Origin of the sequence: Octadecabacter arcticus 238, from assembly GCF_000155735.2 — a bacterium.
Taxonomy (GTDB): Bacteria; Pseudomonadota; Alphaproteobacteria; order Rhodobacterales; family Rhodobacteraceae; genus Octadecabacter; species Octadecabacter arcticus.
This window is the reverse complement of the sequence record NC_020908.1, coordinates 1,440,067-1,454,343: the sequence shown is the minus strand read 5'-3', so window position 1 is coordinate 1,454,343 and position 14,277 is coordinate 1,440,067. Positions and strand designations below refer to the sequence as shown.

Here is a 14,277-nt window from a genome sequence, read left to right as displayed (position 1 = left end):
TCCTATTCAGGCCGACCGGTTCCGGTGCCGCTCTAATTTATCTGTCCAGACATCCACAAACCGCGTGACGTCCTCTTCGGTATTCTCTGGCCCCAACGAGACGCGTATGGCGCTCGCGGCGTCGTCTTGCCCGTATCCCATCGCCAGCAACACGCGGCTGGCTTTCACCTTACCGCTGGAACAGGCCGATCCGGCGGAAACTGCGAACCCCGCAAGGTCCATCGCCATCACTTGCGTCTCACCCTTCCAACCCGGTGTCAGCAGGCAGGACGTGTTAGGAATCCTTGCTTTGTCATTCCCGACTAAAATAGTCTCCTTTGACGCAACCTCAACCCCAGTTTCTAGAATACTTCTAAGTTTCTCGACGCGGTCCCAAACGCCGTTTGCCAAATCACCCATGGCCGCCTCGATCGCGGCCCCCATGCCAGCGATCCCGATAATGTTCTCGGTGCCCGACCGGCGGCCCATTTCCTGACCACCCCCGACGCTCAGCGGGTTGATATCAACATTATCGCGCACGATCAGCACGCCAACGCCCTTGGGTCCGCCAAACTTATGGCCCGACAGCACAGCAAAATCCGCACCCGACCACGAAAACGCGAACGGGATGCGCCCCACGGCCTGCGTCACATCCAACATCAACCAATCGGCGCGGGTTTCGCCAAAGGACCACTGACCATCGACCTTTTGTGGGGCCGGCGTGATCAGCCCTGTTTCGCCATTGGCCAAACCCATCGCCAGCGTGTGCCCGCGTGTTGGTGTCTCGCCCAGTCCTGACATACTGACATGCGCCCACAACGCATCGTGGGACATCTCGTCCACCAAGACATCCGCGCCAGCGCTCAACAGCCCTAACATCGACGCAGCTTCGGTCGCACCACTGGTAAACACCACCTCGGCGCGATTGCAGCCCACTGCCGCTGCGACCTGTGCCCGTACGCGTTCAACAATCGCCTTGGCCGTGCGCCCTTCCCCATGCACCGATGACGGATTGCCGACGACATCCATCGCCGCAATCATCGCATCCCGCGCCTCGACCCGCAGCGGAGCCGTCGCATTATGATCCAAATAAACCCGCATCACGCTCTTATGTACTTCCCAGTCTTTGCTTCAAAAATATCCCGGGGGGGTCCGAAGGACGGGGCAGCGCCCCAGGATTGGGGGCTGCCCCCACGATGCCGCCCGCCGCAGGCGCTGATCGCCAGATCATTTTTACGGATCATTCGTCCACAACCTCAAACAAACACGGCACGGCTGGACACGGCGCTAACCCGTTGTCGACCACATCTGATAACCGGGTCTGGTGCAGGAACACGTAGACATGCGCGCTCAACCCCTCCCACAACCGGTTGGTCATCGACTGCGCCCGCGATCCTGACGACCCACCGGACGCCCCTGCCCCTTGGTGCATCGCACTCACTGTCTCATCAACGGCGGACAATATCTCGACGACGCGAATGTCCGACGTCCGCCTCGCCAGACGATACCCGCCCCCCGGACCACGGACACTTTCAACCAGTCCCGCACGGCGCAGCTTCACAAACAACTGCTCCAGATAGGGCAATGATACGTCTTGGCGGCGCGACAATTCCCCAAGGCTGACCAGCGTTCCCACAGGCTGCAAGGCGATATCGGCCAGTGCAACCATCGCATACCGGCCTTTTGTGCTTAATTTCACAGGTTTTGCCCCTCACTGTGCAGTGCTTGGGCGTTGACGTCGCCCCAGCACCCTATTAACTCAGTCTGACTGCAGGGGTGTCGCCCCGCCTCGATTTAGAATCTTTCTAAGGTGCCTGAGCGTTTTAGTCAACAATCGGTACCTCCAGACCAGAAACGGACAAAAATGCCCGAAGTCATCTTCCCCGGACCCGAAGGCCGCCTTGAAGGCCGCTATCACCCACAAAAACAACGCGACGCGCCGATCGCCATTGTGCTGCATCCGCACCCGCAGTTTGGCGGAACGATGAACAACAAGGTCGTTTATAACCTGCACTACGCCTTCTATCAGATGGGCTTTACGGTGTTGCGGTTCAACTTCCGTGGCGTTGGCCGCTCGCAGGGGGAATACGACCAAGGCATCGGCGAATTGTCCGATGCAGCCTCGGCACTGGATTATCTGCAGTCGATGAACAACAACTCCAAACATTGCTGGGTCGCTGGCTTCTCGTTTGGTGCGTGGATCGGAATGCAACTTCTGATGCGTCGCCCTGAAATCACTGGTTTCATCTCCGTGTCACCGCCCGCCAATATGTATGACTTCAGCTTCTTGGCACCCTGCCCAAGCTCTGGCCTGATCATCAACGGCGCGGCTGACCGCGTGGCTCCGCCTGCTGACACCGTGACCCTCGTGAATAAATTGCACGAACAAAAAGGTATCACCATCACCCACGAAGAAACGCCCGGTGCGGGCCACTTCTTCGAAGATCCGCACATGGATCCGATGATTGATACAGTGCAAACCTACGTACGTCACCGCATGACCGAAACAACCCGCTAATGGCCCGCTAAACATGGCACTAACCGAAGACATGGCCGACGAAATTGCGCAGCTCGCCCTCGCGGATGAGCTGCGCACAGGCGACGAAGGCATCATCCAAAAAGTCGCAGACATCCTCGGCTCGTCCAGCCAAACCCTGCAAGAAGCGTTCCTGACCTCGATCCGCGTGCGCCGCGCCGAAAAACGCGCCCGCGACATGCTGGCGGAACGCGCCGCCAAAGCATTCCCAGAACCGCCACAATAAGCCCCGAGGGACCAATGGACGCGCAAGACGCCGATCACATTTTGATCCCACTGTTGGATAGCGATTTCACGCTCGCCCAGATTGCCCAAGCACCCAAAGACGGTGACACACGCGCCGTCCTCTATCTCACCGGCCGCCACATGACCCTGAAATCAGAGGTCTTCGCGATTCCGGCCCGCGACGTCAAAGCAATGCTGGCGGTCGATCTGGCACTTGTGCCCCACAATCATTGGGAGATTATCGGCTATGAACCTATTCCTTCACTTCCCCGCGCCCTGACACTCACCGATGACACGCCCCTCCGTGACCACTCTGTCATAGAAGCCTTCGCCAACGCGATCCACGGGCTTTATCCGTGGGACGGATTTCCGGATGCAGCCCTCTTCACCAACATGCTGCGGACCCCGTCAGTCTTGCCGACGCACGCCTGCATGACCGCCAATTTTCCTAAAACCGAAAGCCCCTGATGCCAAATCTTCAGACAGCCGACCGCATAGCCGCGCAACTGGCTTTTCTGATCGAAACCGACAAACTGAAATCCATCATCCGCGCCAATGTGCTGGCCGACGGGTCGCGCTTTAAAAACACCGCCGAACATTCATGGCACGTCTGCCTCTGGGCGCTCGTGTTCGCGGATCAGTCCAATGGGGCCAACATCGCCCGTGTGATCCAGATGCTGTTGCTGCATGACATCGTGGAAATTGATGAAGGCGATCATCCGATCCACCTGCCCCATGATCATGATGACATCACCGCCAAAGAAGCCGCCGCCGCGACCCGCATTTTTGGCCTGATGCCGGCTGACCAAGACATCGCATATCGCCAGCTATGGGAAGAATTCGAAACTGGCAAATCCAAGGATGCCCGTTATGCCAAAATGATCGACAAAGCCGTGCCGATGTTTCTGGAACTGTCCAATCCGGTTCAAACCCAAAACGAACACGATATCCTGCGCGGCATCCTCGAAACGGGCCGCTTTGCCGATCTGCATGACGACTGGCCCGAACTTTATCAACACGCGTCCAACTTGCTGAACAAACTCCGCCTTGCACCGATGGAACCGACCGCGTCGCGCTTGCGGTTCGTGATGGAAGCCGCGACCAGCTAAAATCGGTCCTGCGCGGCACGACGCTGTGTGATGGATCGCGCCATGAAAATTCCGGTGAACATTCTTGGCACATTATGCTCTGGGCGATGACGTTGGTTGATCATGCCGCGGCACCTGCGCGCTTGGACACAGTGCTGCTTATGCTGCTGCTCCACGATATTGTCGAAATCGATGCGGGCGACAACCCGATCCACGGCGATTTTGATGTGGCCGCGGTCGAGGCGCAAGAACAAGCCGCCGCAACCCGTCTGTTTGGCATGCTGCCTGATTTTCAGGAAACCGAATTTCGCGCGATTTGGGAAACCTTTGAGGCCGCCGCAACACCCGACGCGAACTTTGCCAAAGCTGTTGTTCGCGCCCAGCCGTTAATCTGCAATCTGCAATCAGGCGGCGGATCTTGGCAGGACTACAACGTCACCCGCACCCAGATTGACACCCGCGTCGGTGTCAAAGCCAAACGCGGCGCGCCTGCCCCCTGGACCGCCCTCGCGCCGCAGATTGATGCATGGTTTGGCGCCAACACATAACCCTTCTTCTTTTCTACCTCGTCTTTGCTTCTCAAATATCCATTCTTCCATGAAGTTTTCTGCAGGAAAATTTCACCTTTCTGTCACGGACGATCCGCAAAAGTGTACATACAGCTTGTGTACAGCCTGTGTACGCCCTGTGCATGGGCTGTGATGCGGTATATTCGAATGTAACAGCATGGCACGCAGCGATATGCAAAACGGTATACAACGGCATACAGGGGTTTTCACCCGCCTGAACATGGGCTATCCGACCCTAAATTCCGCACCCAGCACAAGGACATCCACCGATGGATAAGATCAAAGTAGCCAACCCGATTGTTGAGATGGACGGCGATGAAATGACCCGCATCATCTGGGCCTTTATCAAAGACAAACTGATCCTGCCCTACCTCGATATTGACCTGTTGTATTACGATCTTAGCATGGAAAACCGCGATGCGACGGATGACCAGATCACCATTGATGCCGCTGAAAAGACAATAGAAATCGGCGTTGCAGTGAAGTGTGCGACCATCACACCAGACGAAGCCCGGGTCGAAGAATTCGGCCTCAAAAAGATGTGGAAATCGCCCAACGGCACGATCCGCAATATCTTAGGCGGTACGATTTTCCGCGAGCCGATCATTTGCTCGAACGTCCCGCGCCTTTTGCCCGGCTGGACCCAACCAATCATCATTGGCCGCCACGCATTTGGCGATCAATACAAAGCCGTCGACATGAAATTCCCCGGCCCGGGCAAACTGTCGATGAAATTTGTCGGGGAAGACGGCACTGTGATGGAAGAAGAGGTGTTTGATGCCCCCTCCTCCGGCGTCTACATGGGTATGTATAACCTCGACAACTCAATCGAGGATTTCGCCCGCGCGTCGTTCAATTACGGCCTAAAGCGCAACTATCCGGTCTATTTGTCCACCAAAAACACGATCTTGAAACAGTATGACGGTCAGTTTATGTTGATTTTCCAACGTATTTTTGACGCGGAATTTAAAGACCGCTTCGATGCAGCCGGACTTGAATATCAGCACCGCCTGATTGATGACATGGTTGCATCTGCAATGAAGTGGTCCGGTGGGTACGTTTGGGCCTGTAAAAACTACGACGGCGACGTGCAGTCAGACACGGTCGCACAAGGGTTCGGCTCGCTCGGCTTGATGACCAGCCAGCTGATGACGCCCGACGGTAAGATCGTTGAAGCAGAAGCCGCACATGGCACCGTGACGCGCCACTACCGCCAGCACCAAAAGGGCGAAGCGACGTCCACCAACTCAATCGCGTCGATCTTCGCTTGGACCGGCGGGTTGCGTCACCGCGCCAAGCTGGACGACAACGCCAAGCTGATGGCCTTCGCTGAAACCCTGGAAAAAGTGATCGTCGATACGGTTGAATCCGGTTCGATGACCAAGGATCTCGCTCTTCTGGTTGGCCCCGATCAGTCATGGCTGACGACAGAGGGTTTCCTTGAGAAGATCAACGAAAACCTGAGCGCTGCACTGAGCTAATTTTCTTCTACACAGCAAAAAGAATCAAAGAGCTGCCCGCATGATTAAAAATTCGGGTGGCCCTTTCTTCTGGACTTGGTCCAGCCTGACCCATAGGCCATCGCCATGTCCGACATAGAACGCATCCCCCCGAGAAACCGCCCCCGCCGCCACACCTATCTTGAGGACGCGCAGGGCCTTTTGACGGGAACCGGCATGGCCGCAACTGGCCTCGTAATCCTGACGCATCTTGGCTTGGTCACAGGGCAGACCGCGGGTCTGGCATTGTTGCTGTCGTATGCAACGGGCTATTCATTTGCGCTGATGTTCTTTGCAGTAAACCTGCCGTTCTACTGGCTGGGCTTTAAACGCATCGGACCTCGTTTTGTGCTGAAAACCGTGATCGCAGTCGTCATGGTATCGGCATTCTCTATCTGGTTTCCCCGTCTCATCAGTTTTGAAACCTTGAACCCTATCTACGGCGTGGCGCTGTTCGGCGCGCTCACGGGGGCAGGATTGCTGGCGATATTCCGTCACGGGGCCTCCTTGGGTGGCGTCGGGATCCTCGCGATTTATGTTCAAGAAGCGACAGGTTTTCGCGCCGGATTTACGCAGCTGCTGTTTGATATTTGCATATTCGCAGCCGCGTTTTTCATCATCGAGACGCGCGCGGTCTTGCTGTCGATGCTGGGCGCATTCATCGTCAATATGATCATCACGTTCAATCACCGCAAAGACTGGTACGTTGCGACCTAAGACTTGCGCCACGTAGAAAAGCCAAATCATGCCCGCACATTTCATCACCCTCATCGTCGCCGTTATCTTTGAAACCATCGGCACCACAGCCCTTCAGGCCAGCCAACAGTTTAGAAAGCTGGGTCCGTCTATCATCGTCGTGATCGCCTACGCCGCAGCGTTCTATTTGTTGGCCCTGACGCTGAAAACGATGCCCGTCGGCATCATGTACGCGATTTGGTCAGGATCGGGCATTGTGCTGATCGCAGTGATCGGCTGGGTGGTGTTTCGCCAAACGCTCGACTGGCCCGCGGTTCTTGGTATGGCGTTGATCCTTGCAGGAATTGTCATCATCCAAATGTTCTCAAAATCAGCGACCCACTAACGCTAAGGCGAATTCGGTCAATACCCCCTATCCTTTCCAGCAAAGGCGCGGTATTGCCCGCGCAACATCTTCTGCGGGACGCATTTGCGCCCGCTTTTATGCTTTCTTAAGGACTTCCAATGGACCTGCGTAACATCGCTATCATCGCCCACGTTGACCACGGCAAAACCACACTCGTGGATGAGCTATTGAAACAATCGGGCACTTACCGCGACAACCAAACCACGACCGAACGGGCGATGGACTCCAATGATCTGGAACGCGAACGCGGTATCACGATCCTCGCCAAAGCCACATCGGTTGAGTGGAGAGGCCTGCGCATCAATATCGTCGACACGCCAGGTCACGCCGATTTTGGCGGCGAAGTGGAGCGCATCCTGTCCATGGTTGACGGTGTTGTTCTGCTGGTCGACGCGGCTGAAGGCCCAATGCCACAAACCAAATTCGTGACCTCCAAGGCGCTTGCCCTTGGTCTGCGCCCGATTGTTGTATTGAACAAAGTCGACAAGCCAGACGCTGAGCCTGATCGCGCGCTGGATGAATGTTTCGATCTGTTCGCCAACCTGGATGCCACCGAAGAACAGCTTGATTTCCCACATCTTTACGCCTCTGGTCGCTCCGGTTGGTGTGACGCCGAACTTGATGGCCCACGCGAAAATCTTGATGCGTTGTTCGATATGGTGGTGAAGCATGTTCCAGCCCCCAAACAGATCGCGACGCGCGACGAACCGTTCCGCATGCTGGCCACCACGCTGAGCGCGGACCCCTTCATCGGCCGTATCCTGACAGGTCGCGTTGAATCTGGCACCCTGAAAGCTGGCGAAACTGTGAAAGCGCTGCACGCTGACGGGTCGCTGATTGAAACCTTCCGCTGCACCAAAATCCTCGCGTTCCGTGGGCTCGGCCAGCAACCGATCGAACTGGCAGAAGCCGGTGATATTGTCACGCTGGCCGGTATGACGAAGGCAACCGTGGCCGATTCTATTGTCGCTACATCGGTGACCGAAGCTTTGCCTGCGCAGCCAATTGACCCGCCAACCATCACCGTAACCTTTGGCATCAACGACAGCCCGCTTGCTGGCCGTGACGGCAAAAAGGTCCAGTCTCGCGTCATTCGTGAGCGTTTGATGAAAGAAGCCGAATCCAACGTGGCGATCAAAATTTCCGACACGCCGGGCGGTGAAGCGTTCGAAGTCGCCGGTCGCGGCGAATTGCAGATGGGTGTTTTGATCGAAAACATGCGTCGCGAGGGGTTCGAGCTGTCAGTCTCGCGCCCGCAGGTTTTGTTCCAAACCATTGACGGCAAACGTTGCGAACCGATCGAAGAAGTCACAATCGATGTGGATGACGAATATTCCGGCGCCGTGATCGAAAAAATGACCGGCACGCGCAAGGGTGAACTGATCGAGATGAAGCAAAACAGCGGTAAAACACGAATCGTGGCGCACGTACCATCGCGCGGCTTGATCGGCTATCACGGCGAATTTCTTACCGACACACGCGGCACAGGCGTTATGAACCGCGTGTTCCACGAATGGGCACCTCATAAGGGTCCAATTCCAGGCCGTCGCGCTGGTGTTCTGATTTCTATGGAAAACGGTACCTCTGTTTCGTACGCCCTTTGGAAGCTGGAAGATCGCGGTAAGTTCTTCATCGGCGCGCAGGAAGCTGTCTATCAGGGCATGATCATTGGCGAACACGCGCGTGAAAACGACCTGGAGGTGAACCCGTTGAAGGGCAAGCAACTGACCAACGTGCGTGCATCGGGCACCGACGAAGCCGTTCGTTTGACAACACCGGTCACGTTGACGCTGGAACAGGCGATTGCCTATATCGATGACGATGAGCTGGTAGAAGTCACGCCGCTCGTCGTGCGTATGCGTAAGCGTCACCTTGACCCGATTGAACGTAAGCGGAATGCAAAGAAGAACTAAGATTCTGATTTATACTCCCGCGCCTGAATTGACCTGAGGTTTTCCCCTCAAATCACTTTGTATTCCTTGAGCGATATGACGCGGAAGTTGTCGGTGACGGTGTCGCGGAACTCTGGCCATTTTTCTGGCAGGGTCTTGCGGAAGAAGTCGAAAATGGCCTCTGTGAATTGGTTGAACGTTGCATAGTGCCGATTGTGGGTGACCCATTTGTGCATAACACCCCAAAGACGCTCGATCGGGTTGAGGTGCGGGGCATATGCTGGCAAGAAATGCAACTTCACCCGACGTTCTGGGCTGTCCAGCCATGGCTGTAGTATCTTGGCATGATGATAGCGGGCATTGTCGACAAAGACGTGGATGGCCGTCTTGGTTTGGTTGTTGCGTTCCAACTTTTCCAGCATCTGTCGGGTTGTCTGGGCATTGATCTTCTCGCCTTCCACAAAGGTGAACTGGAAAGTCTCAAGGTCAAGCGCGCCCTGAATGTTGAGCCGCTTGCGCCCTGATGTCGCCTTCAGGGCCGTCTTTTGTCCCTTGGGGAACCAACCATGGGCGGGGCGGCTCTGGTGTTCGGGGTGGACAGCGTCCGAAAAGACAACCATCTCATCTGCGGCCAACCCGTTCATCAGGGCCTCATATTTGGCAATAAACGCAGCCTGCTTGGCTTCATCGGCCTGTGCAGGCAGTAATTGTGGTTTCTTATACGCGAACCCCAGGCGGCGCATCAGCTTGGCGGCTCCCGACGTGCTGTAGTTTTGGTCGCACTCGGCTAGAACATAGGCACAGACCTCATCGGCATTGCGGGCAGGCTGCGCGGTGAAATGGGCTCTCACCGCCTGCTCTTGCACGACGGACAAATGACCCTGACGCTGGCTGTAGTCCTTCAGACCGAAAAACGATAGTCCCACACCGGCAAAGGCAAATCGCCACTCCGTCAAAACTGTCGGGCCAATATCCAAAATCCGGCAAACCGTTCCGGCGTCTTCTCCTGCGTCCAAAAGAAGAAACGCGCGCGCCCGTTTCCAAACAAGGGCGTCAACTTTGCGGCGGCGGCAAAGCGCTTCAAGTGCTATGCGCTGCTCGTCGGATAAGGAGACTGTTTTGTATTGCTTGCTCATAAACTCAAAATACAGACTGAACCGCCTTTGGCCATGCGACGAAGTGAATCGCAGGCCCAAAATCGTCAGGTCAATTCAGGCGCAGGAGTATATTAATAAATAAAGGCCCGCGTTTCATATCGAAACGCGGGCCTTTTTTGTGTCTCGGAGGGGGCGCTGCCCCCGCTTCGCCCCCCCCGGGATATTTTTGAGACAAAGGCAGGGGGAAGGCAGAAACGACTAGGCCAGAAGGATCGCTTCAGCCGCTGCTATGGCTGCGTCAGCATTTCTGGCATCTTTGCCGCCACCCTGCGCCATATCGGGGCGACCACCGCCCCCCTTACCACCAAGCTCGGCAACAGCCGCGCGGACCAGATCAACGGCGCTGACTTTGTCGACCAGATCTGCCGTAACACCCGCAGCAACCGCGGCCTTGCCGTCGCCGTCCGCGATCAGCAAGATCGCACCACTGCCCATGACCGATTTCATCTCGTCAATCATAGCTGGCAAATCCTTGCCCGTGATGCCCTGCATCACCTGCGCCTTAAACGCGATGCCGTTGATCGTCTTAGCCTGTGGGCCTTCATCCTTCGCACCGCCCCCCATCGCAACCTCGCGACGCAATTGCGCCACCTCATTGGCCAGCGCTTTGCGTTCATCCATCAAGGCTTTGACCCGGGATGCTACATCTGCACCCTTCGCTTTGAGCATGCCTTCTACGTCGCCCAAGGTTTCGTCGCGTGTCCGCAGGTACGTCATCGCGGTTTGACCTGTCAGTGCCTCGATGCGGCGCACGCCGTCTGACGACGCCCGCTCGGAAGTCAATGCAAACATGCCGATGTCGCCCGTGCGCGCCACATGGGTGCCGCCGCACAGTTCCAACGAATAGGTCAGCCCTTCGGCGCCTTTGCCCGTTTTCGCGCGGCCCATGGACACAACGCGGACTTCGTCGCCGTATTTTTCGCCGAAGAGCGCCTGTGCGCCAATGGCGCGGGCGTCGTCCGGTGTCATGATCCGTGTAGATACGGCCGTGTTTTGTTGCACATAACGATTCACGTCCTGTTCGACTTGCGTCAATTCCGCGGAGGTCATGGCGCCAGTGTGGGTGAAATCAAACCGCAAACGATCCGCTGCATTCAGCGATCCGCGCTGGACTACGTGATCGCCAAGGGCGACTCGCAAGGCTTCGTTCAACAAATGTGTGGCCGAATGGTTGGCACGTATCGCAGCGCGGCGCGCAGGGTCCACCACCAGTTCGCTACCTTGACCCTTGGTAATTGTCCCGCTCGTGACTTCGGCCATGTGCAAAAATAGTCCGACGACCTTTTTGGTGTCAGTTATGCGGGCGGTGCCTGTGTCGGTCTTGACTGTGCCCTCGTCACCCACCTGTCCACCGCTCTCGCCATAAAACGGAGTTTGGTTGAAAATCAGCGCGACGCAGTCGCCTTTGCTAGCACTGTCAACGGGATCAGTATCTGACACAATTGCCAACAACTGGCCTTGTGCAGTTTCAGTCTCATATCCCAAAAATTCTGTGCTGCCTTGCTTGTCTGCGATATCAAACCAGATCGCCGCATCCGCAGACGCGCCTGTGCCGGTCCACGCCGCGCGCGCCTTGGCCTTTTGAGCATCCATTGCCGCTTTGAACCCGTCGGTGTCGACACCGCGACCCTGCTCACGCAATGCGTCTTGCGTGAGGTCCAGCGGAAACCCGAACGTATCATAGAGCTTGAACGCGGTATCACCGGACAGATCGGACCCTTCGGGCACATCAACGAGTGCGTCATCAAGCAGTTTCAGTCCACGATCCAATGTCGTCTTGAACCGGACTTCTTCGTTAAGCAGCGTGTCTTCGATTAGCGTCTGTCCCAGCCCCAATTCAGGATACGCCGCGCCCATTTGTTGCACCAAGGCTGGCACCAACCGGTGCATGACCGGATCTTTCGATCCGAGTATGTGCGCGTGACGCATGGCGCGACGCATGATGCGACGCAGCACGTAACCGCGCCCTTCGTTTGATGGCAATACGCCCTCTGCGATCAGGAACGAGGTGGAGCGCAGATGGTCGGCAATGACGCGGTGATGCACGTTTTGATCACCAAACGGATCCGTGCTGGTCGCATGGGCTGACGCTTCGATCAGGGCGCGAAAAAGGTCGGTTTCGTAGTTGTCATGCCCACCTTGCAGCAGTGCGCCAATGCGTTCCAGCCCCATGCCGGTGTCGATGCTTTGCATGTCCAGCGGCTTCAAGGTGCCATCATCGAATTGTTCATTTTGCATGAACACGACGTTCCAGATTTCAATGAACCGATCGCCATCTTCATCGGGCGATCCCGGCGGGCCGCCCCAAATATGATCACCGTGGTCATAAAAAATCTCGGTACACGGACCACAGGGGCCGGTTGGCCCCATGCGCCAGAAATTATCATCCGTCGCGATGCGGATAATACGATCTTCAGGAACGCCGATCTTTTTCCAAAGGTCATAGGCTTCGTCATCGGTGTGATAGACTGTCACCAGCAGTTTGGATTTATCGATGCCAAAATCTTTGGTCAGCAGATTCCACGCGAATGGGATGGCTTCGGCTTTGAAGTAATCCCCAAAACTGAAATTACCGAGCATTTCAAAGAACGTATGGTGGCGCGCAGTATAACCGACATTGTCCAGATCGTTGTGCTTGCCACCCGCGCGCACGCATTTTTGTGAACTGGTCGCACGCTGATAGTCGCCTGATTCCACACCCGTAAAGCGGTTCTTGAATTGCACCATGCCCGAATTGGTAAACATGAGCGTCGGGTCGTTGCGCGGGACCAGCGGGCTGGACGCCACGACCGCGTGACCTTGGCGCGCATAGTAATCAAGGAAGGTGGATCGGATATCTGACAGGCTGGTCATGTGTTTGGCTTTCCGTCGGGGTCAATTATTGCTGTCGTGAAATAGCCTTGCGCCGAACGCAAGTCCACAGCGCGCAACGCGAAAAGGGCGCAAGGTTTCCCCCGCGCCCCCAATGGCCCCAAAAATCGACCAGCAATCAAATTTAATCTTCCAGAAGCGCGTCGTCTTCTTTGCCCGGCTTTTTAGCTGCGCCGTCTTTTTTGGTTGCGCAGTCTTTTTTGGTTGCGCCGTCAAAATCAAGTCCGTGCGCTGCGCGAATTTTATCCTCGATCTCGTTGGCGAAGTGTGGGTTTTCACGCAGGAAGGTCTTGGCGTTTTCACGGCCCTGCCCGATGCGTTCATCTCCATAGGAAAACCATGAGCCGGACTTTTCAACGATGCCCGCTTTGACGCCCATATCGACCAATTCGCCCAACTTAGAGATGCCTTCGCCATACATAATGTCGAATTCGACCTGCTTGAACGGTGGCGCGACCTTGTTCTTGACCACCTTTACTCGAGTGCTGTTGCCAACGATCTCATCGCGATCCTTAACGGATCCGATGCGGCGAATATCCAGACGCACAGAAGAGTAGAATTTCAACGCGTTTCCGCCTGTCGTTGTTTCGGGCGAGCCGAACATAACGCCAATTTTCATCCGGATCTGATTGATGAAGATAACGGTACATTTGGTGCGGCTGATGGATCCAGTCAGCTTGCGCATTGCTTGGCTCATCAAGCGGGCATGAACGCCGACAGAATGATCGCCCATGTCGCCTTCAAGTTCGGATTTCGGCGTCAGGGCTGCAACGGAGTCGACAACAATCATCGAGACCGCGCCGGAGCGGACCAGCGTATCGACAATCTCTAGCGCCTGCTCACCCGTATCGGGCTGCGAAATCAAAAGCTCATCAAGGTTCACCCCAAGCTTTTTGGCATAGCCGGGATCAAGCGCGTGCTCTGCGTCGACAAACGCACAAACGCCACCTTTTTTCTGCTCTTCCGCGAGACAATGCAGCGTCAGCGTAGTTTTGCCCGACGATTCAGGCCCGTAAATTTCAACGACGCGTCCCTTCGGGATGCCGCCAATTCCAAGCGCGATGTCCAAGCCAAGTGACCCCGTCGACGTGCTTTCGATCTCTTGAATAGCATTGCCGCCCAACGTCATGATCGATCCCTTGCCGAACTGACGTTCGATCTGGGCCAGCGCCGAATCGAGCGCTTTTTGTTTGTCCGCTGATTTCTTGTCTGTCATCTTTAGGAGCTCTGCCGTTGCCATGATTTTTGTCCTTATTCCATGCCCCCCTAGATGCTTCAATGGGGGTCGTAACTGATGCTTCGTTCACCTCTTGTTCTCACTCTTATGAGATCAAAACATGAACACTTCAACTAAAATCG

At 56.0% G+C, this 14,277-nt stretch carries 14 protein-coding genes; 9 read left to right on the top strand and 5 right to left on the bottom strand.

Going from position 1 to position 14,277, the window contains the following annotated elements:
- Nucleotides 1–6: 6 nt before the first annotated feature.
- Together OA238_RS07605 and iscR are read right to left on the bottom strand one after the other, a co-directional pair.
- On the bottom strand, nt 7–1,083 hold the full coding sequence (locus OA238_RS07605; protein ID WP_187293161.1) for a cysteine desulfurase family protein: 1,077 nt from the start codon (nt 1,081–1,083) through the stop codon (nt 7–9).
- 136 nt (nt 1,084–1,219) lie between these two features.
- Entirely contained in the window at nt 1,220–1,678 is a 459-nt protein-coding gene (iscR, locus tag OA238_RS07600; protein ID WP_015494744.1) for a Fe-S cluster assembly transcriptional regulator IscR, read from the bottom strand.
- Between the two features lie 165 nt (nt 1,679–1,843).
- Here iscR and OA238_RS07595 point away from each other — a divergent pair, with 165 nt between their 5' ends.
- The 9 genes from OA238_RS07595 to typA all read left to right on the top strand — a co-directional run bounded on the left by OA238_RS07595 (nt 1,844) and on the right by typA (nt 8,911).
- The gene (locus tag OA238_RS07595; protein ID WP_015494743.1) at nt 1,844–2,497 is read left to right on the top strand and encodes an alpha/beta hydrolase; all 654 of its coding nucleotides are present in this window, start codon (nt 1,844–1,846) and stop codon (nt 2,495–2,497) included.
- Between the two features lie 13 nt (nt 2,498–2,510).
- A complete protein-coding gene (locus tag OA238_RS07590; protein ID WP_015494742.1) occupies nt 2,511–2,741 on the top strand; it encodes a hypothetical protein in 231 nt (76 codons plus the stop codon).
- 14 nt (nt 2,742–2,755) lie between these two features.
- Entirely contained in the window at nt 2,756–3,208 is a 453-nt protein-coding gene (locus tag OA238_RS07585) for a hypothetical protein (protein ID WP_015494741.1), read from the top strand.
- Nucleotides 3,208–3,849: an HD domain-containing protein gene (locus OA238_RS32610; RefSeq protein WP_015494740.1), complete on the top strand. Its 642-nt coding sequence runs from the start codon at nt 3,208–3,210 to the stop codon at nt 3,847–3,849. Before OA238_RS07585 ends, OA238_RS32610 begins: the two co-directional genes overlap by 1 nt.
- Nucleotides 3,738–4,376 carry an HD domain-containing protein gene (locus OA238_RS32605; RefSeq protein WP_083906672.1) on the top strand — a complete coding sequence of 213 codons (639 nt, stop codon included), beginning with the start codon at nt 3,738–3,740 and terminating at the stop codon, nt 4,374–4,376. The genes OA238_RS32610 and OA238_RS32605 overlap by 112 nt, the downstream gene beginning before the upstream one ends.
- A gap of 290 nt (nt 4,377–4,666) precedes the next feature.
- Nucleotides 4,667–5,878 carry an NADP-dependent isocitrate dehydrogenase gene (locus OA238_RS07575; RefSeq protein WP_015494738.1) on the top strand — a complete coding sequence of 404 codons (1,212 nt, stop codon included), beginning with the start codon at nt 4,667–4,669 and terminating at the stop codon, nt 5,876–5,878.
- A 105-nt stretch (nt 5,879–5,983) separates the two neighbouring features.
- The gene (locus OA238_RS07570; protein WP_015494737.1) at nt 5,984–6,613 is read left to right on the top strand and encodes a YitT family protein; all 630 of its coding nucleotides are present in this window, start codon (nt 5,984–5,986) and stop codon (nt 6,611–6,613) included.
- 28 nt (nt 6,614–6,641) lie between these two features.
- Nucleotides 6,642–6,977 carry a DMT family transporter gene (locus OA238_RS07565; protein WP_015494736.1) on the top strand — a complete coding sequence of 112 codons (336 nt, stop codon included), beginning with the start codon at nt 6,642–6,644 and terminating at the stop codon, nt 6,975–6,977.
- A 119-nt stretch (nt 6,978–7,096) separates the two neighbouring features.
- Complete coding sequence (gene typA, locus OA238_RS07560) at nt 7,097–8,911, top strand: translational GTPase TypA (protein WP_015494735.1); 1,815 nt, start codon at nt 7,097–7,099, stop codon at nt 8,909–8,911.
- A gap of 47 nt (nt 8,912–8,958) precedes the next feature.
- Here typA and OA238_RS07555 read toward each other — a convergent pair whose 3' ends face one another.
- From OA238_RS07555 to recA, 3 genes are all read right to left on the bottom strand, one after another.
- Entirely contained in the window at nt 8,959–10,026 is a 1,068-nt protein-coding gene (locus OA238_RS07555; protein WP_015494734.1) for an IS630 family transposase, read from the bottom strand.
- A gap of 219 nt (nt 10,027–10,245) precedes the next feature.
- A complete protein-coding gene (alaS, locus tag OA238_RS07550; RefSeq protein ID WP_015494733.1) occupies nt 10,246–12,900 on the bottom strand; it encodes an alanine--tRNA ligase in 2,655 nt (884 codons plus the stop codon).
- A 142-nt stretch (nt 12,901–13,042) separates the two neighbouring features.
- Entirely contained in the window at nt 13,043–14,158 is a 1,116-nt protein-coding gene (gene recA, locus OA238_RS07545) for a recombinase RecA (protein ID WP_015494732.1), read from the bottom strand.
- Nucleotides 14,159–14,277 lie beyond the last annotated feature (119 nt).

Excerpts from the sequence above, each read along its gene's own strand:
- OA238_RS07570 (WP_015494737.1), top strand. The coding sequence starts at position 5,984 with ATGTCCGACATAGAACGCATCCCCCCGAGAAACCGCCCCCGCCGCCAC.
- OA238_RS07565 (WP_015494736.1), top strand. The coding sequence starts at position 6,642 with ATGCCCGCACATTTCATCACCCTCATCGTCGCCGTTATCTTTGAAACC.
- typA (WP_015494735.1), top strand. The coding sequence starts at position 7,097 with ATGGACCTGCGTAACATCGCTATCATCGCCCACGTTGACCACGGCAAA.
- OA238_RS07585 (WP_015494741.1), top strand. The coding sequence starts at position 2,756 with ATGGACGCGCAAGACGCCGATCACATTTTGATCCCACTGTTGGATAGC.
- OA238_RS07575 (WP_015494738.1), top strand. The coding sequence starts at position 4,667 with ATGGATAAGATCAAAGTAGCCAACCCGATTGTTGAGATGGACGGCGAT.
- OA238_RS07595 (WP_015494743.1), top strand. The coding sequence starts at position 1,844 with ATGCCCGAAGTCATCTTCCCCGGACCCGAAGGCCGCCTTGAAGGCCGC.
- recA (WP_015494732.1), bottom strand. The coding sequence starts at position 14,158 with ATGGCAACGGCAGAGCTCCTAAAGATGACAGACAAGAAATCAGCGGAC.
- OA238_RS32610 (WP_015494740.1), top strand. The coding sequence starts at position 3,208 with ATGCCAAATCTTCAGACAGCCGACCGCATAGCCGCGCAACTGGCTTTT.
- alaS (WP_015494733.1), bottom strand. The coding sequence starts at position 12,900 with ATGACCAGCCTGTCAGATATCCGATCCACCTTCCTTGATTACTATGCG.
- OA238_RS07590 (WP_015494742.1), top strand. The coding sequence starts at position 2,511 with ATGGCACTAACCGAAGACATGGCCGACGAAATTGCGCAGCTCGCCCTC.
- OA238_RS07555 (WP_015494734.1), bottom strand. The coding sequence starts at position 10,026 with ATGAGCAAGCAATACAAAACAGTCTCCTTATCCGACGAGCAGCGCATA.